General features: G+C 36.9%; 12 protein-coding genes. 10 read left to right on the forward strand and 2 right to left on the reverse strand.

The features are described 5' to 3' along the window. The first annotated feature begins 139 nt into the window (after positions 1 to 139). The 10 genes from E0F98_RS06685 to E0F98_RS06730 all read left to right on the forward strand — a co-directional run bounded on the left by E0F98_RS06685 (position 140) and on the right by E0F98_RS06730 (position 13,992). Positions 140 to 547, forward strand: a complete 408-nt coding sequence (locus tag E0F98_RS06685) for a Fur family transcriptional regulator (protein WP_132109832.1) — start codon at positions 140 to 142, stop codon at positions 545 to 547. Between the two features lie 59 nt (positions 548 to 606). Next, positions 607 to 933, forward strand: a complete 327-nt coding sequence (locus tag E0F98_RS06690) for a DUF6660 family protein (protein ID WP_129752546.1) — start codon at positions 607 to 609, stop codon at positions 931 to 933. Positions 934 to 1,167: 234 nt separating this feature from the next. Continuing rightward, a complete protein-coding gene (locus E0F98_RS06695) occupies positions 1,168 to 5,535 on the forward strand; it encodes a CusA/CzcA family heavy metal efflux RND transporter (protein WP_113667144.1) in 4,368 nt (1,455 codons plus the stop codon). 6 nt (positions 5,536 to 5,541) lie between these two features. After that, complete coding sequence (locus E0F98_RS06700; protein WP_113667145.1) at positions 5,542 to 6,825, forward strand: efflux RND transporter periplasmic adaptor subunit; 1,284 nt, start codon at positions 5,542 to 5,544, stop codon at positions 6,823 to 6,825. A gap of 11 nt (positions 6,826 to 6,836) precedes the next feature. Continuing rightward, the gene (locus tag E0F98_RS06705; RefSeq protein ID WP_113667146.1) at positions 6,837 to 7,436 is read left to right on the forward strand and encodes a methyltransferase family protein; all 600 of its coding nucleotides are present in this window, start codon (positions 6,837 to 6,839) and stop codon (positions 7,434 to 7,436) included. Continuing rightward, the gene (locus E0F98_RS06710; RefSeq protein WP_113667147.1) at positions 7,436 to 9,472 is read left to right on the forward strand and encodes a heavy metal translocating P-type ATPase; all 2,037 of its coding nucleotides are present in this window, start codon (positions 7,436 to 7,438) and stop codon (positions 9,470 to 9,472) included. Before E0F98_RS06705 ends, E0F98_RS06710 begins: the two co-directional genes overlap by 1 nt. A gap of 82 nt (positions 9,473 to 9,554) precedes the next feature. Next, positions 9,555 to 9,866: a hypothetical protein gene (locus E0F98_RS06715; RefSeq protein ID WP_132109833.1), complete on the forward strand. Its 312-nt coding sequence runs from the start codon at positions 9,555 to 9,557 to the stop codon at positions 9,864 to 9,866. Positions 9,867 to 9,953: 87 nt separating this feature from the next. After that, positions 9,954 to 12,125 (forward strand): TonB-dependent receptor, encoded by a 2,172-nt coding sequence (locus tag E0F98_RS06720; RefSeq protein WP_132109834.1) that lies wholly within the window; start codon positions 9,954 to 9,956, stop codon positions 12,123 to 12,125. Positions 12,126 to 12,130: 5 nt separating this feature from the next. After that, a complete protein-coding gene (locus E0F98_RS06725; protein WP_132109835.1) occupies positions 12,131 to 12,925 on the forward strand; it encodes a cation transporter in 795 nt (264 codons plus the stop codon). A 242-nt stretch (positions 12,926 to 13,167) separates the two neighbouring features. After that, complete coding sequence (locus tag E0F98_RS06730; RefSeq protein ID WP_132109836.1) at positions 13,168 to 13,992, forward strand: RteC domain-containing protein; 825 nt, start codon at positions 13,168 to 13,170, stop codon at positions 13,990 to 13,992. 9 nt (positions 13,993 to 14,001) lie between these two features. On the opposite strand, the gene E0F98_RS06735 is transcribed toward E0F98_RS06730, so the two are convergent. After that, positions 14,002 to 19,398, reverse strand: a complete 5,397-nt coding sequence (locus tag E0F98_RS06735; RefSeq protein WP_132109837.1) for an N-6 DNA methylase — start codon at positions 19,396 to 19,398, stop codon at positions 14,002 to 14,004. Beyond that, positions 19,385 to 19,819 (reverse strand): DUF1896 domain-containing protein, encoded by a 435-nt coding sequence (locus E0F98_RS06740; protein ID WP_132109838.1) that lies wholly within the window; start codon positions 19,817 to 19,819, stop codon positions 19,385 to 19,387. Before E0F98_RS06740 ends, E0F98_RS06735 begins: the two co-directional genes overlap by 14 nt. Positions 19,820 to 19,833: the final 14 nt, after the last annotated feature.

Consider the following 19,833-nt stretch of genomic DNA (forward strand, 5'->3'; position numbering starts at 1 on the left):
CATAACTATTAAGACCCAACCCTTAATTCGTATTAATAAGAAATTATATTGTAGATTAAATAGCAAAACCGTTAGTTTGAACACCCATTTTAACATAGCCTCTCGATTTTGGAGTAAATGGCAATAGAAATTGATCATTATGAAAAATGAAGAAAATATTTTACAACAAAGAAATATTAAACCCACAGCAATGCGTTTGTTGGTAATAGAAAAATTGTTGAAACTGCAATATGCCATCAGTCATAAGGAATTAGCAGAACAGTTTGAAAATGCAGATAATGTTACGCTATTTAGAACGCTGAAAACTTTTTTAGAGCACAAACTTATCCATACTATTGACGACGGAACAGGAGTTGTAAAATATGCACTTTGTCAATCGGGTTGCAATTGCAAACCTTCAGAACAGCATACGCATTTTCATTGCTCCCAGTGCCAGCGAACTTTTTGTCTTACCGATACCGAAATTCCAAACATCAATATTCCACTAAATTTTAAATTAGAAGGTGTCAATTTGGTACTTAAAGGACGGTGTGACAGATGCAACTAAAATACTATGAAACTTTGCAATCCGATTGCAAAGTTTATTTTTCTATATTTGCACTATAAATGAGATGGATAATCACAATATGGACTTTTTACCTGATGGTACTTTTTTCATTGCCTTGTAGCGATGGAAGCAATCAGTGTGAGGATACCATTCCTAAAATTGAAACCGTTCAATCTCACGACCACAACCAAGATAGCGATGACAATTGCAGTCCTTTTTGTTATTGCAATTGTTGTAGTATAAGTATTGCTACTTACCATTTCAAACCTTTTGAAATCAAGCAACCTAAACCCACTCTTGTTGTTAAAAAAATTACACTTCGTGATTTTACTTTAATTTCCTTCTACTCAGGAAGTATTTGGCATCCTCCTAAATTTACTGTTTAATTTTTTCAGATTTTCTTAATGCTATTGATGGTTTGTTGCAAGCCTCAGTAATTGTATGCCTTTTATTGGCTTTACGGTACTGCTAGCCTGTTCGTGTTATGTATTTTCTATGAATGTTTGTTTATAGAAATAATTACAGGCATAATCCACTTCATCCGATAGTTATTTGATTATCTGTTGGCTTCTTATGGCAAGAGGCAATAATTTATTTATCAAAAAATTAAACAGATACACGTGTTAGATAACATTATAAAATTTAGTATTCAGAACAAGCTCGTCATTGGGATAATGACCTTGTTACTCATCATTTGGGGAGTGTGGAGTGCCACAAAACTACCCATTGATGCCGTACCCGATATTACTAATAATCAGGTGCAAATAATTACGGTTTGCCCTACATTGGCAGGGCAAGAAGTAGAACAATTAGTAACCTTCCCTATTGAGCAAAGCATTGCCAATATTCCAGATATAGAAGAAACAAGGAGTATTTCAAGATTTGGCTTATCGGTAATTACAGTAGTATTTAAAGATAAAGTAGACATTTATTTTGCCCGTCAGCTTATCAATGAAAAACTAAAAGAAGCAGAGGAAAATATACCTAAAGGTATTGGCAAGCCAGAACTTGCACCAGTAAGTACCGGATTGGGAGAAGTCTATCAATACATCATCCATCCGAAAAAAGGCAGTGAAAAAAAATACAATGCAAAAGACCTACGCACAATGCAGGATTGGATTGTAGCAAGACAATTATATGGAACTCCCGGAATTGCCGAAGTAAATAGTTTTGGTGGCGAACTGAAACAATATGAAGTAGCAGTAAATCCCAATCGCTTAAAAGCTATGGGGGTAAGTGTTACCGACATTTTTACCGCATTAGAAAAAAACAATCAAAATACTGGTGGTGCATATATCGACAAAAAACCAAACGCTTATTTCATCCGAGGTATAGGTTTGGTAACTTCATTGGATGATGTAAAAAATATCAGTGTAAAAAATGATGGCGGCAGTATTCCTATTTTTATTAAAGATGTGGCAGATGTTCGTTTTGGAAGTGCTGTACGATACGGAGCAATGACCTACAACGGCGAAGTAGATGCAGTTGGCGGTGTGGTAATGATGTTGAAAGGCGAGAACAGCAATGAGGTTGTAAATCGCATCAAAGAAAAATTGCCTATTATTCAAAAATCCTTACCCGAAGATATAATTATTGAACCCTATTTAGACCGTACAGATTTGGTTGACAGAGCTATGAGTACCGTTGAAAAGAACCTGATAGAAGGCGCACTGATTGTCATTTTTGTATTGGTGCTTTTTTTAGGGAATTTTAGGGCAGGATTGATTGTAGCATCCGCTATTCCTTTGGCGATGTTGTTTGCATTGGCTTTAATGAATGTGTTTGGCGTAAGTGCCAATTTAATGAGTTTGGGAGCAATAGATTTTGGATTAATTGTAGATGGTGCGGTAATTATTGTAGAAGCCACATTGCATCATTTAGGTTTAAGGAAATCTACACAAAGGCTCACACAGCAAGAAATGGATAATGAAGTATTTACCTCAGCTTCCAAAATTCGTAATAGTGCAGCCTTTGGTGAAATCATTATCCTTATAGTTTACATTCCTATTCTTACATTGGTAGGTGTAGAAGGTAAAATGTTCCGTCCAATGGCACAAACAGTAGGTTTTGCAATATTCGGAGCATTGATATTATCTTTAACATATATCCCGATGATGTGCGCTTTGTTCTTATCTAAAAAGCCGATGCTCAAAGAAACCATTTCGGATAAAATGATGAATTGGTTGCAAAAAATGTATCAACCATTATTAGAAAAAGCCATCAAAATAAAATATTGGCTAGTAGGAATTACCGTTGGTATATTTGTTTTTAGTCTTTTCTTATTTAGCAGAATGGGTGGCGAATTTATACCACAATTACAGGAAGGAGATTTTGCCTTCCATTGTATTTTACCACAAGGCAGTTCATTGAGCCAGAGTATAGAAACCTCTATGCAAGCTTCAAGAATTATTAAAGAATTTGATGAAGTAAAAATGGTAGTAGGTAAAACTGGAGCGGCAGAAGTGCCAACGGATCCAATGCCACCCGAAGCTACTGATATGATGATATTGCTAAAGCCTCAAAGCGAATGGAAAAGTGGTAGAAATTATGATGAATTGGCGGATGCAATTAATGAAAAATTAGAGGCAATACCTGGTGTGTTCTTTGAAAAAAACCAGCCGATACAAATGCGTTTCAATGAATTAATGACAGGTATTAGGCAAGATGTAGCAGTAAAAATATTTGGAGAAAATTTAGATACGCTTGCCTTGAATGCTGATAAGGTTAGTAAGGTTATACAAACAGTAGAAGGTGCTACATCTCCACAAGTAGAACGTGTGAGTGGTTTACCGCAAATAAATATAGAATACGACCGTACACGTTTAGCCAATTATGGGATAACGGTAGAAGATGTAAACAATGTAGTAAGCACTGCATTTGCAGGAAAAAGTGCTGGTGTAGTATATGAAAACGAAAGAAGATTTGAACTGGTAGTTCGGTTGGATAGTGTTTACCGTAACAGTATCGAAGATGTAAACAATTTGATGATACCAACTTCAACTGGTAATCAAATTCCGCTTTCGCAAGTAGCAACTATTGATTACAAATTAGGACCGGCACAGATAAGCCGTGAAGCAGGAAAACGTAGAATTGTAATCGGGTTCAACGTTGCAGACAGGGATGTACAAAGTGTGGTAGAAGAAATTCAGCAAAAATTAAATACACAGGTAAAATTACCACCGGGCTACTATTTCACGTATGGCGGTCAATTTGAAAACTTGCAGGAAGCCAGTAACCGATTAATGATAGCCGTTCCGGTTTCTTTGTTATTGATTTTTGTATTGCTCTATTTCACGTTCCGTTCCTTTAAACAGGCAGGCTTAATATTTACAGCTATCCCAATGAGTGCGATCGGTGGTATATTGGCTTTATTACTTCGTGGTATGCCGTTCAGCATCAGTGCAGGAATTGGATTTATTGCTTTGTTTGGTGTGGCAGTTCTCAACGGAATTGTATTGATAGGCACTTTCAACCAATTAGAAAAAGAAGGTGTAAAAGATGTTTTCAAACGAGTAATAGAAGGAACTAAAATCCGACTGCGACCAGTATTGATGACAGCAACTGTAGCCAGTTTAGGTTTTTTACCAATGGCATTAAGCAGTAGTGCTGGTGCAGAAGTACAAAAGCCTTTAGCCACGGTAGTAATTGGCGGATTAGTTACAGCAACATTCCTTACCCTATTTGTACTGCCATTACTCTATATCATTTTCAATTCAAAAATTAAATTAAAAAGAAAGCCACAAGTGAAACCCATTGTAACCATAATTGTATTGCTTTTATCAATGGTAGGCTTTACAGCAAATGCACAGACAAAAAGTTTAACTAACGTTGACGATGCGATAAATATTGCACTTCAAAATAATCAAACCTTAAAAGCTTCAGATTTAGAAATTGATGCCAGCAAAGCTTTGAAAAAAACTGCCGGAGAATTACCAAAACTTGATTTTAATGCACAGTTGGGACAGTACAACAGTACCAAATTCGACCAGTCTTTTCAGGTGTCACAAACCATTCCGTTTCCATCATTATTCGGAGCTAAAAAGCAACTGATTAATGCCGAAATAAAAGGTAAAGAATTGCAAAAAAACCTTACTGTATTGGAGTTAAAAAATCAAGTACGTACTTATTATTATCAAATTTTGTACTTGCAACACAATGAAAAACAGTTACAGCAATTGGATAGTTTGTACAACGATTTTATTAAAATAGCCCAGCTTCGTTATAAAACTGGCGACACCAAAAAAGTGGACATCAGCACAGCGGAAGCTAAGAAAGGCGAAATCAATTTATTGCTAAAACAAAATGGAGTGTTCTTATCCAATGCTGTTGCCAATCTGAAAACATTGATGAACACAAAAGACGATTTTACCATTGCAGAAAACGGAATATTTCAGCCTCTACAAATCAGTAATTTGTTGGATAATGAAGTCGTAGAAAATCATCCTGCCATTCAATCTTTGTATCAGGATGCCATTATTGCCGAGCAAACCAAAAAGGTAGAACGTTCGCAAGGTTTGCCCGATTTCACCATTGGTTACGTCAATCAGTCTTTAATTGGTTTTCAAAATGTAAACGGAGACGAACAATTTTTCAATGGCGGAAACCGATTTAGTTCTGTAAACATTGGTATTGCTATTCCCATCACTTATGGTGCTACCAAAGCCAGAATAAAATCTTTAGATTACAGAAAACAAGCAGCCGAAGCCAATGCACAGCAACAGCAAAAAACATTGGCTACGCAAATGCAAAATGCCTTGCAACAATACCAGCAAGACCTACAGCAGTTCAATTATTTTGAGAAAGAAGCATTGCCAAATGCCAAGGAAATTGTATCAGCAGCACAATTGGGTTACAGAACAGGCGAAATCAGTTATGTAGAATATCTTTTTGCGCTGCAAACTGCCACCGATATTCAGCTGAATTACCTCAAAAGTATTCAGCAGGTAAACCAATCTGTAATCACTATTTATTCATTCATCAATCAATAAGAAAAAATGAAATTCAATATAAATAAAATCACGTTTATAGCAACGATAGTTGTTTTAATATTTAGCTTTTCGGCTTGTAAAAACGATAAGCAAAACGAAGGTCAATCTACAGAAGCAGCAGCAACCGAAAAAGCTGAAGCTCCTCACGAGGAAGAAGCACCAACCATTGCCACACTAACTGAAGAACAAATAAAAACGGTAGGCATACAATTAGGCGTAATAGAGCAAAAAGAATTAACGGCAACCATCCGAGCAAATGGTTTGCTGAAAGTTCCCAATAACAACAAAGCCAACGCAACTTCTTTGTATGGTGGTGTAATAAAAACACTGAACGTACAAATTGGAGATTATGTAAAAAAAGGACAAGTAATAGCCACTATTGCCAATCCGCAGTTTATACAATTGCAGGAAGAATATTTGAGTACTGCCAGCAGAATTACTTTTGCAGAACAAGAATTATCAAGGCAAAAAGAACTTTTCGAAGGCAATGCAGGAGCGAAAAAAAATCTACAAAGTGCCACAGCCGAACTCAATAGTTTACGTACCAGAAGAGCATCTTTGCAACAACAGATACAATTAATGGGCATCAATCCAGGCTCTGTTTCAAATGGTAATCTAAAATCAGCATTGGTTGTAATCAGTCCTTTGAATGGTACGGTTAGTAAGGTTTCCGCTAAAATAGGAAGCTATGTAGATGTATCTTCTCCTGTTATTGAAATTGTAGATAACAGTTCCTTGCATTTGGATTTGAATGTTTTTGAAAAAGATATGCCGATGCTCAAAGTAGGGCAAACTATTCATTTTAGAATAACCAACAATGCAGTAGAAGACTATAATGCTAAAATATTTGCAATAGGCTCATCTTTTGAAAACGAAAGCAAAACAATTGCCACTCACGCCGTGGTACAAGGCAATAAAACAGGACTTATAGACGGAATGAATGTTACTGCCATTGTAAGCCTTAACAACGTAACTACTCCTGCTGTACCCAATGATGCTATTGTAAATGCTGATGGCAAATACTATGTTTTTGTGCAAACCGATAAAAAAGCAGAAGAGCATCACGAAGAAGGCGAAAAAGAAGGAAGCCATAAAGAGAGTGAAGAAGAACATAAGGAAGATAAGTCCAGTAAGAATTTTGAAAAAGTAGAAGTGCTGAAAGGTGTATCTGATATGGGTTATACCGCTGTAACCTTTGTAAACGAAATTCCTGCAAATGCAAAAATTGTGGTAAAAGGAGCCTTTTTTGTAAACGCAAAATTGAGCAATACTGGTGGTCACGAACACTAAAAAAAGAAACTATGATTTGGCTAAATTTTTATTTGCCTTTGTATTTGGTGTTGTATATGATGGTAGCTTTTGTGCTACCGTCATACCGCACCTATAAGCAAACAGGCATCAATCCGATAACATTTGGCAAAACGGATAACGCACACGATTACATCGGTTTTGTAATGAAAGTATTGATAGCCTTGCTTTTTATAGCGGTATTCATTTATTCATTCAGCGATAAAGCATATCAGTATCTAGTACCCATTTCTTATTTAATGAAAGAAGTGTTTATGACAGTTGGATTAATCTTGATACATCTTTCACTACTCTGGATTTCGGTAGCTCAATATCAAATGAGCAACAGTTGGCGTATTGGTATAGATGAAAACAATAAAACCGAATTAATAACAAAAGGCTTATATTCTTATAGCCGAAACCCGATATTCTTAGGAATGATAGTCAGCGTTACCGGAATATTTTTCATACTGCCCAATGCAATTACATTTTTCCTGATGCTATCCACTTACATCGTTATCCAAATTCAGATAAGATTGGAAGAAAAATTTTTAGAAAAACAACACGGACAAGAATATTTATCCTATAAACAAACTACTAAAAGATTACTATAATGGAACACAAACATAAATATGATGCACAAGGCAAACAGCTTTGTTGCACACCTCAAGAAGAAAAAATATATACCGATGCCGATGCTAAAATGCTATTAGAAAAACATCACGACGATGATGGACACAACCACGAACACACCGATGATGACGGTCATAACCACGGAAGCACCGATAAATCTACCTTTCAAATGTTTTTACCTGCTATCATCAGTTTTGTGTTATTGATGATAGCCATAACTTTCGATAATTGGCTTCCTCAATCTTGGTTTACAGGTTGGGTAAGAATTGTGTGGTATGTGGTAGCGTATGCACCTGTTGGATTACCCGTCATTAAAGAAGCATCTGAAAGCATCAGAAAAGGCGATGTGTTTTCAGAATTTTTATTGATGAGTATTGCCACCATCGGAGCTTTTGCCATTGGCGAATATCCGGAAGGTGTTGCTGTAATGTTGTTTTATGCCGTTGGCGAAGTATTCCAAACCTTAGCTGTAACAAGAGCGAAAGCTAACATTAAAACGTTGCTCGATCAAAGACCAGATGAAGTAACTATTTTAGAAAATAATCAAGCTAAAACCATAAAAGCAGAAACCGCAAGTATTGGCAATATAATTCAATTAAAACCCGGAGAAAAATTAGGACTAGATGGAGAATTATTATCCGAAACCGCTTCATTCAATACAGCAGCACTAACAGGAGAAAGTAAGCCCGACACCAAAACCAAAGGTGAAACCGTATTGGCGGGAATGATAAATTTAACGACCGTTGCACAGGTAAAAGTAACGACTGCTTATACTGATAGCAAACTTTCTAAAATTTTGGAATTGGTACAAAATGCCACTGCACAAAAAGCACCAACAGAATTATTCATTCGAAAATTCGCAAAAATATACACACCGATTGTTGTATTGTTGGCAGTGCTAATTACCATAATTCCTTATTTTTTTGTGAGCGATTATGTATTTAGTCAGTGGTTGTACAGAGCATTGGTATTTTTGGTTATTTCTTGTCCTTGTGCTTTGGTTATCAGTATTCCTTTGGGTTATTTTGGTGGAATTGGAGCAGCTTCCAAAAATGGAATTTTGTTTAAAGGAAGCAACTTTTTAGATGCCATTGCCGATATTAAAAACGTAGTGATGGACAAAACGGGTACAATGACCGAGGGCGTTTTCAAGGTACAAGAAGTGGTATTAAAACCGGAATTTAATAAAGAGGAAATCCTGAAAATGGTAAATGCTTTAGAAAGTCAAAGTACACATCCGGTTGCTACCGCTATCCATAAATATGTAGGTGAAATTGATAGCTCGATAAAGTTAGAAAATACAGAAGAAATTGCAGGCCACGGTTTGAAAGCCAATGTAAATGGAAAAGAATTATTGGTAGGAAATTTTAAATTGATGGATAAATTCAACATCAATTATGATTTAGACCCAACCACAATTGTTTATACCTTAATTGCCATTGCTTACGATGGAAAATTTGCAGGTTACATTACCATTGCCGACAGTATAAAGGAAGATGCACAGCTAACTATTGACAAGTTAAAAGCATTAGGAGTAAAAACCACAATGTTGAGCGGAGATAAAAGCACCGTAGTAAAATTTGTTGCAGATAAATTAGGAATTTATAATGCCTTTGGCGATTTACTACCTGAAGATAAAGTAAATAAAGTAAAAGAAATCAAATCCAAAAACGAAACCGTAGCATTTGTAGGCGATGGTGTGAACGATGCTCCTGTGGTAGCATTGAGCGATGTAGGTATTGCAATGGGGGGTTTAGGTAGTGATGCTACTATTGAAACCGCAGATGTAGTAATACAGGACGACAAACCGAGCAAAATACCGATGGCAATCAATATCGGTAAGCAAACCAAAAAAATCGTTTGGCAAAATATTACGTTGGCATTTGTGGTCAAAGGCATTGTATTAATATTGGGTGCCGGAGGTTTGGCTACGATGTGGGAAGCAGTCTTTGCCGATGTAGGCGTTGCGTTATTGGCTATCCTGAATGCGGTACGAATACAACGAATGAAATTTTAAAGAATAGTTGGTTTTATACAAAATGGGTAGTAATGATAACAGGGGTAGTAGTTTGTAACGTAGTTTTCAATATCTTTGGGAAATGAAACATTTATCATCCATATTGGCATTAATGGTCTTGGTCTTATCGACCTTGCCAGGCTTTATGGAAGATAAATGTTTTGACCTCGTACATCAAACAACAAATAGTCAGGAAGAAGATAGCGACGGTTGCGGTATGGAATGTTGCTCGCCTTTTTCTAAATGCAATACCTGTACCGGATTTGTAATTACCTCTTTTTATGCTTTAACAACAAATTCTGCCCAACAACCTGAAAATAAATTAAGTGTAATAACTGCCTCAGCTGTTTCAGACTTCCTCTCTTCCATTTGGCAACCGCCTAAGATTAATTAATGTTTTTAGTGTCTTCGGCACAATAACAAATTGCGGTGCTACAAACCGTCAATTCTTATTTTTTAAACATTAATAATTTTTCATATAATGAAAAAAATACTCTTTATGTCATTTTTTATGACACTAAATCTCTGTGTCTTTGCACAAAACACATTTAATGCTGTTGTTAGAAACAGTGAAAACAAAAATCCTTTGATTGGTGTGACAGCATCTATAAAAGGGACCTCGCTTGCTGCTACATCAAACGAAAACGGTCAAATCATAATAGTAAATGTTCCTGACGGTGTACAGGAAATACATTTTAGTTACGTAGGCTTTTATGAACGTATTGATACACTGGGATTTCCATTAAAGGACACCAGCGTTATTGAAATCTTACTCAAAGAAAGTTCAGAGGAGTTGGATGAAGTGGTTATATCTTCTACAAGAAGTACAAGGAGCATACAAAATATTCCTACTCGTATTGAATTTATCGGAAGTGAAGAATTGGGCGAAAAAGGTAATATGAAACCAGGAGATATTCGTATGCTTTTGGCGGAAAGTACAGGTATTCACGTACAAACCACTTCGCCTACCAGTGCCAATGCAAGTATCCGTATTCAAGGACTTGACGGAAGATATACGCAAATCTTGAAAGACGGCTTCCCTATTTTTTCGGGTGCTTCAAGCGGATTAGGTTTGTTGCAAATTCCACCGCTTGACTTAAAGCAGGTTGAAGTTATCAAAGGTTCTACATCTACGCTGTATGGTGGTGGAGCAATAGCAGGTTTGGTAAACCTGATTTCCAAGACACCAACGGAAGAAAGGGATTTGCGTTTTCATTTAAACGGAACATCAGGCGGAGGTTTAGACATCAACGGTTTTTACGGACAAAAGTTTAAGAAAATCGGAACAACTATATTTGCTTCGCATAATAGAAACGGAGCTTACGACCCTGCAAAAATTGGTTTTTCTGCCATTCCAAAATTTGAACGTTTTGTACTGAACCCTAAATTGTTTGTTTATTTCAATGATAAAACAAAAATGAATTTCGGTGTCAATACAACTATCGAAAACCGTTTGGGAGGTGATATGCTTTACATCAAAGGAAACGGAGATAATACAAACCAATATTTTGAGGAAAATAAAACACAACGCTATTCCACTCAATTTGTTTTCGACCACTTAATTAATGAAAAAAGTTCTTTTCAAATTAAAAATAGCGTGAGTTATTTTAATCGAAATACAACCATTCCAAGCTATCAGTTTGAGGGAACACAAACCGCAAGTTTTACCGAAGCCAACTACACCAACAGTACAGAAAAATCGGAATGGGTAGCAGGGGTCAATATTTGGACGGACAATTTTAAAGAAAAGCAGATTACTGCATTTCCGTTGAGGGATTACAGCCAAAACACATTCGGAGCTTTCGTTCAAAATTCTTTTAAGGCTACTGATTGGCTTCAATTAGAAGCAGGTTTAAGAACGGATTACGTGATAGATTACGGAGCTGTATTTTTACCAAGAGTATCGGCATTGTTTAAGATTGCAAACGGATTGACTTCACGTATTGGAGGTGGATTTGGCTATAAAACACCTACCATTTTTACGGAAGAAAGTGAACGCATACAATATCAAAATGTAATGCCTATTGACGACAAGACCAATAAATTGGAAAAAAGTTATGGAGCAAATGCAGACATCAATTACCGCACCTATATTGGAGAAGATTGGTCATTTAGCATAAACCAATTATTCTTTTACACCTATTTGGATAATCCCTTGTTACTTGAAAATCCTTCGGCAAATCTGTATCAGTTCGTTAATTCTCCGGGCTACATCCATACCAAAGGAACAGAAACCAATATTAAAATTGGTTACGATGATTTGAAATTATTTTTGGGATACACTTATACAGATGCTCGATTAAACCAAAATGGAACGACTGTAGAAAGTCCTTTAACGCCAAAACACCGCATTAATTCCATCCTGATGTATGAAATAGAAGACAAATGGAAAGTTGGTCTGGAAGCCTATTACTTCAGTCCTCAAAAACTGAATAATGGAACTACGGGCGAAGGTTACTTTATTACCGGATTTATGGCTGAAAAGATTTGGGAAAGATTTTCTCTGTACATCAACTTTGAAAACTTCCTTGACACCCGACAAACACGCTTTGGTAGCATTTATACAGGAACAATAACCAATCCGGTTTTTAAAGACATTTATGCACCTTTGGACGGATTTGTGATTAACGGAGGAATAAAATTCAAGCTTTAAAACAAATGGAAAAAACCATATTCAATATAACTAAAATGGATTGCCCAAGCGAGGAGCAATTAATCCGTATGAAACTGCAAGACTTTGATACGGTAAAAGGATTGGAATTTGATATAGCCAATAGAAAATTGGACGTTTATCACAATGGAAACCCAGAGCCGATTTTTTTGGCTTTGGGAACACTGAACCTAAATACGACATTGGTTTCAACTGAAAAAAGCAATTTTGTTGTTGAAACAGATACAAGCAACAAGCAACGGAAATTACTTTGGATCGTGTTGATTATCAACTTCCTGTTTTTTGGACTGGAAATGTTGTTCGGTATTTTTTCAGGCTCAATGGGATTGATAGCCGATAGCTTGGATATGCTTGCGGACAGTGCCGTTTACGCATTGGCTTTAATAGCTGTGGGGGGAACAATCACCCTAAAAAATAACATCGCCAGATTTGCAGGATACTTCCAAGTCTTACTGGCTATTATAGGTTTCGTTGAAGTGATCAGGCGTTTTATGGGAATTGAAGCTATGCCCGATTTCAAGACAATGATTGTCGTTTCTGTTTTAGCATTGATTGCAAACGTATTTTGCCTTTATCTTTTACAAAAGAACAAAAGTAAAGAAGCGCATATGCAGGCTTCGATGATATTCACATCAAATGATGTCATTATCAATTCGGGAGTTATTGTTGCTGGTCTTTTAGTTAATTGGCTCAATTCAAGTTATCCAGATTTGATTATTGGGGCTATTGTATTTGTAATTGTAGCAAGGGGAGCTTACAGAATATTGAAGTTAGCGAAGTAAATCCCTATATCTATAGTTGCCTTTATCTTAGAAGAATAGGAGATAATAGAAATAAAAAAAGAGTGTTCAGGAATTGTTCTAATAAACATTCCTGAAATCTTTTAACCGATTATGGAAGAAGCTAAGCTATTGCAAATAGGCTCTATAATAATTTCAAAAAAAATCATTAGATGTGATATAGCCTACAAATTACACAGTTTATTTTTTTTCACTAACTCAAATATAGACTTCAAAATAGCCAGATGAACAAATTTTATACAGAAACACTACACAAGCTGGAAACAGAAATCAACGATTTGGAGATTGAAACCGATCACTCTATACAACGGATAGAAGCCGTTATAGGTATCATTCTAAAATGTTTGTCGGAAGTAAAGAAATATGTTCTAAACAGAGGATTTAAGAATATTGGGGAAGAAATCCACTTTTTCAAACATCAGAAGCCTATTATTGTTTCAAAACTTATTTACTACAATGCCATATATAAAATTGAGGCGAAAAAGCCTTATGGAGCAAAACCAGTCAGAAAATATCTTAACAAAGAACTAAAAAAACTCAAAGGGTTCTTTGACAATAACATTGATTTTTATAAATATTACCGCAGTAATAACTCCTTTCTTGACGAAAGATTTTTTGTTCGTGGCAAACACGATATAAAACTATGGTTGGACACAATTTATTTTGAAACTGACCAAAGCTTCTCTACATCCCACGATTATAAAGTAGCTAAAATCGTAGCTAATGATTTGATACAAGTTTACATTGAAAACCAATTGAATACTAAAAACTATAATAAGATTTCTCATGAATCTCCTTTAAACTGGACTGGTAACAAAACAGCATTAACCGAATTGATTTACGCATTATATTCACTAGGCGTATTTGAAAACGGAAATGTTGACATAAAGCTTATCTCCAAAACTTTTGAAAGAACCTTTAATATTGACTTAGGTGATTTCTATCATACGTTCATGGAACTTAAATCCCGGAAGATAAACCGAACAAAATTCCTTGACAGCCTCCGAGATGCATTGATTAAGAAAATGGACGAACAGGATGAAATGTAGCTGACACTATTATAATACACCTCTTGGTAAATGAATACCTTTCGTGTGTACTCTATTTTCTGAAACCGATGCAACTTCTTTCTGTTTTTCGGTTTGTTCCGCAGGTTCTTCTTTGGGTTCTGTTGTAATGGACAACTGTATTTTTCTATCGATAGAAGCCAATTCTGTTTTCAATTCGCTTAACCTATTTTCCTTTGTCCACGTACCTTTAACTATTTCCTGAAGTATCGGTAAATCTTTTTTCAGTTCCGTAATTTTCTTTTGTTCCTGCTCAATATAGCCAGGGAGTTTTTCCAATGCATTGAGAAAGTTCATAGATGCCAATTTTGCATCGTTGGCAATGATACCATTATTATAAGTGTATTTGATATTGCCTTCGCCCTGCACCAAAAAACGATTTACTCTTATATCCACGCCCTCTTTTTCGGATATTTCGGTTTTAACCAACAACGTAAATCCATATAAAGTACCTATTTCTTCATACTGACCTCCTGTACGGGATTTGTCTGCAATCTGGTTGAGTTTTACACCAATTTGTTTCATATCCGCATAGGGCGATAAACCATCTAATAAAATAGGGTTTGCAATAGTATTGTCCGAATTTTTCTGTATGCGTTGTTGCAGATTATTCCAGTCGAGGCTCATCCGTTCCAATCGTGATTGAGCGCTTTCCAACATAGAAGTAACATCCTCCAATTTGTATTTAGAACTGACTTTAGAGCGGTTGAAAGCCTGTTTTTCGCTTTCCAGTCCTGCAACTTGTTTTTCAATTTTCGCTTTATCCAAAAGGTCGGTATTACCCGAAAGAATAGCCACATATTCCGAAAAATTCATTCCCGATTTTTCGTCCATACTTCCTTCATCAATGGTACGTTTGCCGAGGTTATTAGTTTTAAGCTGGTCTATAAAAAGTTGCTTGTTGTACAAGAGATTGAACTTATAGCTATCCAACGATTTTTCTGTTGCATAAATAATTACATCCACTTTATTGTTTGCGAAATGCTTGGCAATTTCATTACCCTTTCGTATTGCTCTTCCATCCCTTTGGGTAAGGTCGCTTGGTCGCCAAGGCGTATCTAAATGATGAACTGCAACGGCTTTTTTCTGTGCATTCACGCCAGTTCCAAGCATACTTGTAGAACCGAAAATCACACGAATTTTACCCTCGTTCATATCCTTGATAAGTCCTTTACGCTGGTTATCGTTTTTGGCTTCCTGTATAAAACGGACTTCGTGTGCCGGAATACCGTGATTTTCCACAAGTTTGCGTTTTATTTCAGAATATACATTCCATTCGCCAGGCTTGTAGGTGCCGAGATCGGAAAAGATAAACTGTGTACCTTTTTGTGCATTGAATTTGTTGTAATATTTCGCAATGTTTGTCGCACAATGGGATGCTTTATTGTCGGGATGGTCATCATATCTACCGCCAACCATTCGCATATCTAAAGACATTTTTCGGGCATAGTCGGTAGCGATAAGCATTTTTGCTTTTTCTTCTCGTTGCGATAAAGGAGCTCTTCCCAGCAAAGTCGCATTACCCGATTTTGCAAAATCCATCAGATTTTGGATAAATGCTGTCTGGTCGGGCGTTGGTGGAATGTTATACAGTATTTCGTTCTTTTCAGGGCGGTCAATGCCAATATCTTTTGCCGTTCTATAATCTGTAATTTCAGAGTAGAATTGTGCCAATTCTGGCACTTTAATAAAGTATCGGAAACGTTCTTTTGCTACAATATTGTTGGCAACCGAGAATTCATAATCCGTAGTTTTTCTTGCATAAATAGCAGACCACGCATCGAAACAGTTAATTCCTTGCTTTTCCAACGCTCTTGGTCTCAGGTATTTGAACAAAAGGTACAATTCCGTAAGTGAATTACTGATTGTTGTTCCGGAAAGGAAAGTCACACCCATATCCGCTTGTATTTTGTCTTGAATGGTTCGAATTGCAAAAAGCAGGTTCATTGCTTTTTGGCTTCCATCTACATTTCCCAATCCTGCAACCCTTGTGTGGCGTGTGTTGAACATCAAATTTTTGAATTGATGGCTTTCGTCCACAAACAAATGGTCGATGCCCATCATTTTGAAGTCCACTACATCATCCTTTCTGTTATCAATATCGTGTTGCAGGGTTTTCAGTTTTACCTCAAGGTTTTCTTTACGTTTGATGGCACCAGCAAGCATCCCTCTGGTAACTTCACTGCCTTCTGATTTTAGAGCATCGAGATTTCGCTCTACACTGTCTAATTCAATTTCGAGAATTTCCTTTTGCATTTCGGGCGATTGCGGTATCATACCGAACTGGTCGTGGGTTAATATCACACAATCCCAATCGTTGTTTTTAATATCCCCGAAAATCCGCAAGCGTTTTTTGGGCGTAAAATCTTCTTTGCCAGGATAGAGAATTTTTGCGTGTGGATAGGCGGTTCTGTAAGCTTCTGCAATTTCGTGAACGTTACTTTTTAGCCCGATAATCATCGGTTTGTGTGCAAAACCTAAACGCTTCATTTCTTGTGAAGCTGTACACATTACCAATGTTTTTCCAGCACCAACTTCGTGGTCGCAAATAGCACCGTTGTTCAGCTTTATCATCCAAACAGTATCTTTCTGGCTCGAATACAAGTCTTCAATACCTAATGATTTTCTATCCAAACCCGGAAATTCCTGATGGCTTCCATCATAATTCGGTCGTACAAAACAGTTGAAAGTGTTGTTATATTGGTCGGTCAACCTGTTTTTAAATTCATCGTTTTGAGCGTGAAGCCAATCGGTAAAAGCAGTACGAATTTCGTCAATCTTGGTATTCGCCACCTGTACGGCTTCCATATCCCTGACCTTGACTTCTTGGTCACCAACCTTGATTTTTTTGGTAATGTCTGGTGTGGTATTTACGAGTGCGTGTTTCAGCAAAGCAATCCCATCAAAGGTTCTACTCTCTGATTTTACGGCATATTTATCCCATATATGCACATTCTTTTGGTTGCACTTTACCGAAAAATCATCCGAACTTTCGGAATAATGGATATTGACTTCCGTATCAAACAAGTGCGAAGCAAAACGGGCATAAATCCCTGTGGGTATCCAGCGTTCGCCGAGATTGAAATCCAGTTCTTCAAACTCAATGCGTCTTGGTTTGGCTTCTTCCAAAACCGTAAGACTTACTTTGGCTTCTGCATCATCGGGACTACTTTCAAGATAGGCTTTGACCTCTTCAGATTTCTCTACTATATTTCCAGCAATCCATCGTTCGGCTATATCATATTCCTTTTGTAAAGGATTATAGAAAATACGACCGTGTAGGGCTTCTTTCAAATCATCGGCAGGCATACTGCTGATTTCGGACATATAATCCAAATCCACCTTGCCGTATTTGTTCAGTGATGATGCTAAAGCCTCATCGGGATTGGAAATTGCTAAAAGGGTAGTAGAGAAAGTAACGGGACGACTGAATATATCCGCCTTATGCACCACACCACCAACTACACGTTCCAGATAAGGAATTTCTTTCCCTGCACTGTCTGTTTTAATCAATTTGATATTTTCGGCACTGTTCAGGTTGCCATATCTTTTTACAAAAACATCATACAAATTATTCAGCGTTTTCCTTTCTACTGTATGTTCGTTTTGCTTTTCGGCTTCCTTTAGATACAAATCGAGATAGCTATCTCTTACTGAAATGTAGGCTTCGGCTCTTCCTTTCTGCAATGATGGTAATTGCAAGGGATGGAACATTGCCGTTGCTCCATTTTTATCAACATCATGCAAATGACCAACCCAACCATTATCTACAACAAGACAATCACTTCGATGAAATGATTGTAATCCTTTGCTGTATAAAGCAGGTTCGGGAATGGTACTGACAACGGTTTGCTTTTGAGCCTGACCATTTCCGTTTAAGCCCGAAAACAGGTCGCCGATAACTTCCTCTTTTTTGCTGACAGTTGAAGTATTTCCATTGGTATTTCCATTTGAAATTGGAGGGATATAAGGTGGCTGTATCGCCGAACTAAACAAGTCTGCTTGGCGAACAATATTGGCTCTTCGCTTCGTGGAAGTTTGCCTTTGAGTTTGAGTACCTTTTTTTGGTGGAGCAATAACCGCTACTGGTTCGTTTACATTTTCAAACAAGTCGAAAATGCTTAATTGTTTTAATTCCTTTGGATTTTCCTGAATTGTTACAGGTATTGGTTTAATCGTTATAGGCTCTAAAATGGGAGCTGTAATAATTGTTGTAATTGGAATTTGTATGTTCGGCTCACCTTTGTATAAACTCAAATTCAGATGATTTTCAAAATCTTCTGAAAGCATTTTTTTAAGGTCTTTGGTAATTCCGGTAACGCCATCTTTATGCGTATAAATTAAGGCTGGTTTACCATAAGGGTCGGTGTCTAATTTTCTATCTGTATGAACAATTCTTGTGCTATCCTGAAAAAAAGCATTGTTTGGTGTATTATATTCTGTTGTATTACTTTGGCAAAACAGTTCTTCCACTTCGGTCAGACTTTGTTTTGCCGTATTTTTTTGCAGGATAATCAGGTCGCTTCCAACTTCTGTACCTGCATATTCAGTAAACAGATTATTTGGCAATCTAACAACCGAAACCAGACTACTATTCTGCATCAACGCCCTGCGTATCGGTTCGTTTTTTGGGCTATTTAGAATACCCTGCGAGGTAACAAATGCCAACAAGCCTCCGTCACGTAACATATCCGTTCCTTTTAAAAAAAAATAATTGTGGATGCTTCGGGATGCCTGTATTTTTGCTTCGTCCTTACTTCGGGAATACGAAAGATCAAATATGGAAGTATCGCCAAAAGGGATATTACTTGCAATTACATCATAAGTATTTTGTTCCTTTTCGGGTATTTCCTCAAAACCACTTACACGGATATTGCTTTGTGGATAAAGCTGTTTTAAAATCTTTCCTGTAAGCAAATCCTTTTCATAAGCAGTTACATTGGGTTGCTGGTTTTCGGAAAAGGATTGTATGAAAGAGCCGATACCTGCGGAAGGTTCAAGGAATTTTTGAATGTTCAAACCGCTATCACTTAATGTTGAAGAAATTGCATCTATAACCTGTGGCGGTGTATAAAAAGCCGTCAACACCGAGCTTTTCATACTGTCCACATACCTGCGGTATTGCTTTTCGTCTTCGGAATTTTCTTTTAATAGTTGGTGGAGCTCCTGTGTAAGTGGAAATAAATCGTGTTCATTTTTTCGCCAATTATTGATGTCTATTTCATTTTCTATAGGGTTCAAAACGAATTTAAGACCGCCAAATCCGCTGTATCGCATCATTAGCAGTCTTTCGCCTACGGTTGCTTGTTGTTTCTCCTTTTCCAGTTTAAAAGCAATTCGCAGGGCATCAATGTTTTGTTGGAGATGTTGCTTTTTACTGAAGCCCATTTTCGACTATCCATATTGCGACGGTTCCGGTTATTTCGGTGTAGAGCTGGTCGTACTCATAACCATAAGCGAAGTCATCAGTTAGTTCATAGTTGGAGAAAATAGGTTCACAAACACGGAACATTTTTAAAGCAAATGGTCGCAATTCTTCATCTGCCATTAGGGTGTCGAACTCATTACAAACCACCTGAAATACGGTATCGGACTTGGAAAAATGTAAACCGCCGAAAAGGATATAATTAGCTATTTCGTTACATTTTTCAATATCATTTCCCGATTGAAAAGCACCTTCATAGGCATTGGTAGCCCAAGATGAACGCTGGTTTATGAATTTTTGGTCGTTTGCTTTTTCGGGGAAGCTGGTGTTTAATAATTCTTGTAATCGTAATCTGAAATACGAAAGGTCTTTTTGTGTATCCATACTTTAATTTTGTT

Source organism: Flavobacterium hiemivividum (assembly GCF_004349145.1).
Lineage (GTDB): Bacteria > Bacteroidota > Bacteroidia > Flavobacteriales > Flavobacteriaceae > Flavobacterium > Flavobacterium hiemivividum.

Excerpts from the sequence above, each read along its gene's own strand:
- E0F98_RS06710 (WP_113667147.1), top strand. The coding sequence starts at position 7,436 with ATGGAACACAAACATAAATATGATGCACAAGGCAAACAGCTTTGTTGC.
- E0F98_RS06715 (WP_132109833.1), top strand. The coding sequence starts at position 9,555 with ATGAAACATTTATCATCCATATTGGCATTAATGGTCTTGGTCTTATCG.
- E0F98_RS06720 (WP_132109834.1), top strand. The coding sequence starts at position 9,954 with ATGAAAAAAATACTCTTTATGTCATTTTTTATGACACTAAATCTCTGT.
- E0F98_RS06725 (WP_132109835.1), top strand. The coding sequence starts at position 12,131 with ATGGAAAAAACCATATTCAATATAACTAAAATGGATTGCCCAAGCGAG.
- E0F98_RS06730 (WP_132109836.1), top strand. The coding sequence starts at position 13,168 with ATGAACAAATTTTATACAGAAACACTACACAAGCTGGAAACAGAAATC.
- E0F98_RS06740 (WP_132109838.1), bottom strand. The coding sequence starts at position 19,819 with ATGGATACACAAAAAGACCTTTCGTATTTCAGATTACGATTACAAGAA.
- E0F98_RS06685 (WP_132109832.1), top strand. The coding sequence starts at position 140 with ATGAAAAATGAAGAAAATATTTTACAACAAAGAAATATTAAACCCACA.
- E0F98_RS06705 (WP_113667146.1), top strand. The coding sequence starts at position 6,837 with ATGATTTGGCTAAATTTTTATTTGCCTTTGTATTTGGTGTTGTATATG.
- E0F98_RS06690 (WP_129752546.1), top strand. The coding sequence starts at position 607 with ATGAGATGGATAATCACAATATGGACTTTTTACCTGATGGTACTTTTT.
- E0F98_RS06735 (WP_132109837.1), bottom strand. The coding sequence starts at position 19,398 with ATGGGCTTCAGTAAAAAGCAACATCTCCAACAAAACATTGATGCCCTG.
- E0F98_RS06700 (WP_113667145.1), top strand. The coding sequence starts at position 5,542 with ATGAAATTCAATATAAATAAAATCACGTTTATAGCAACGATAGTTGTT.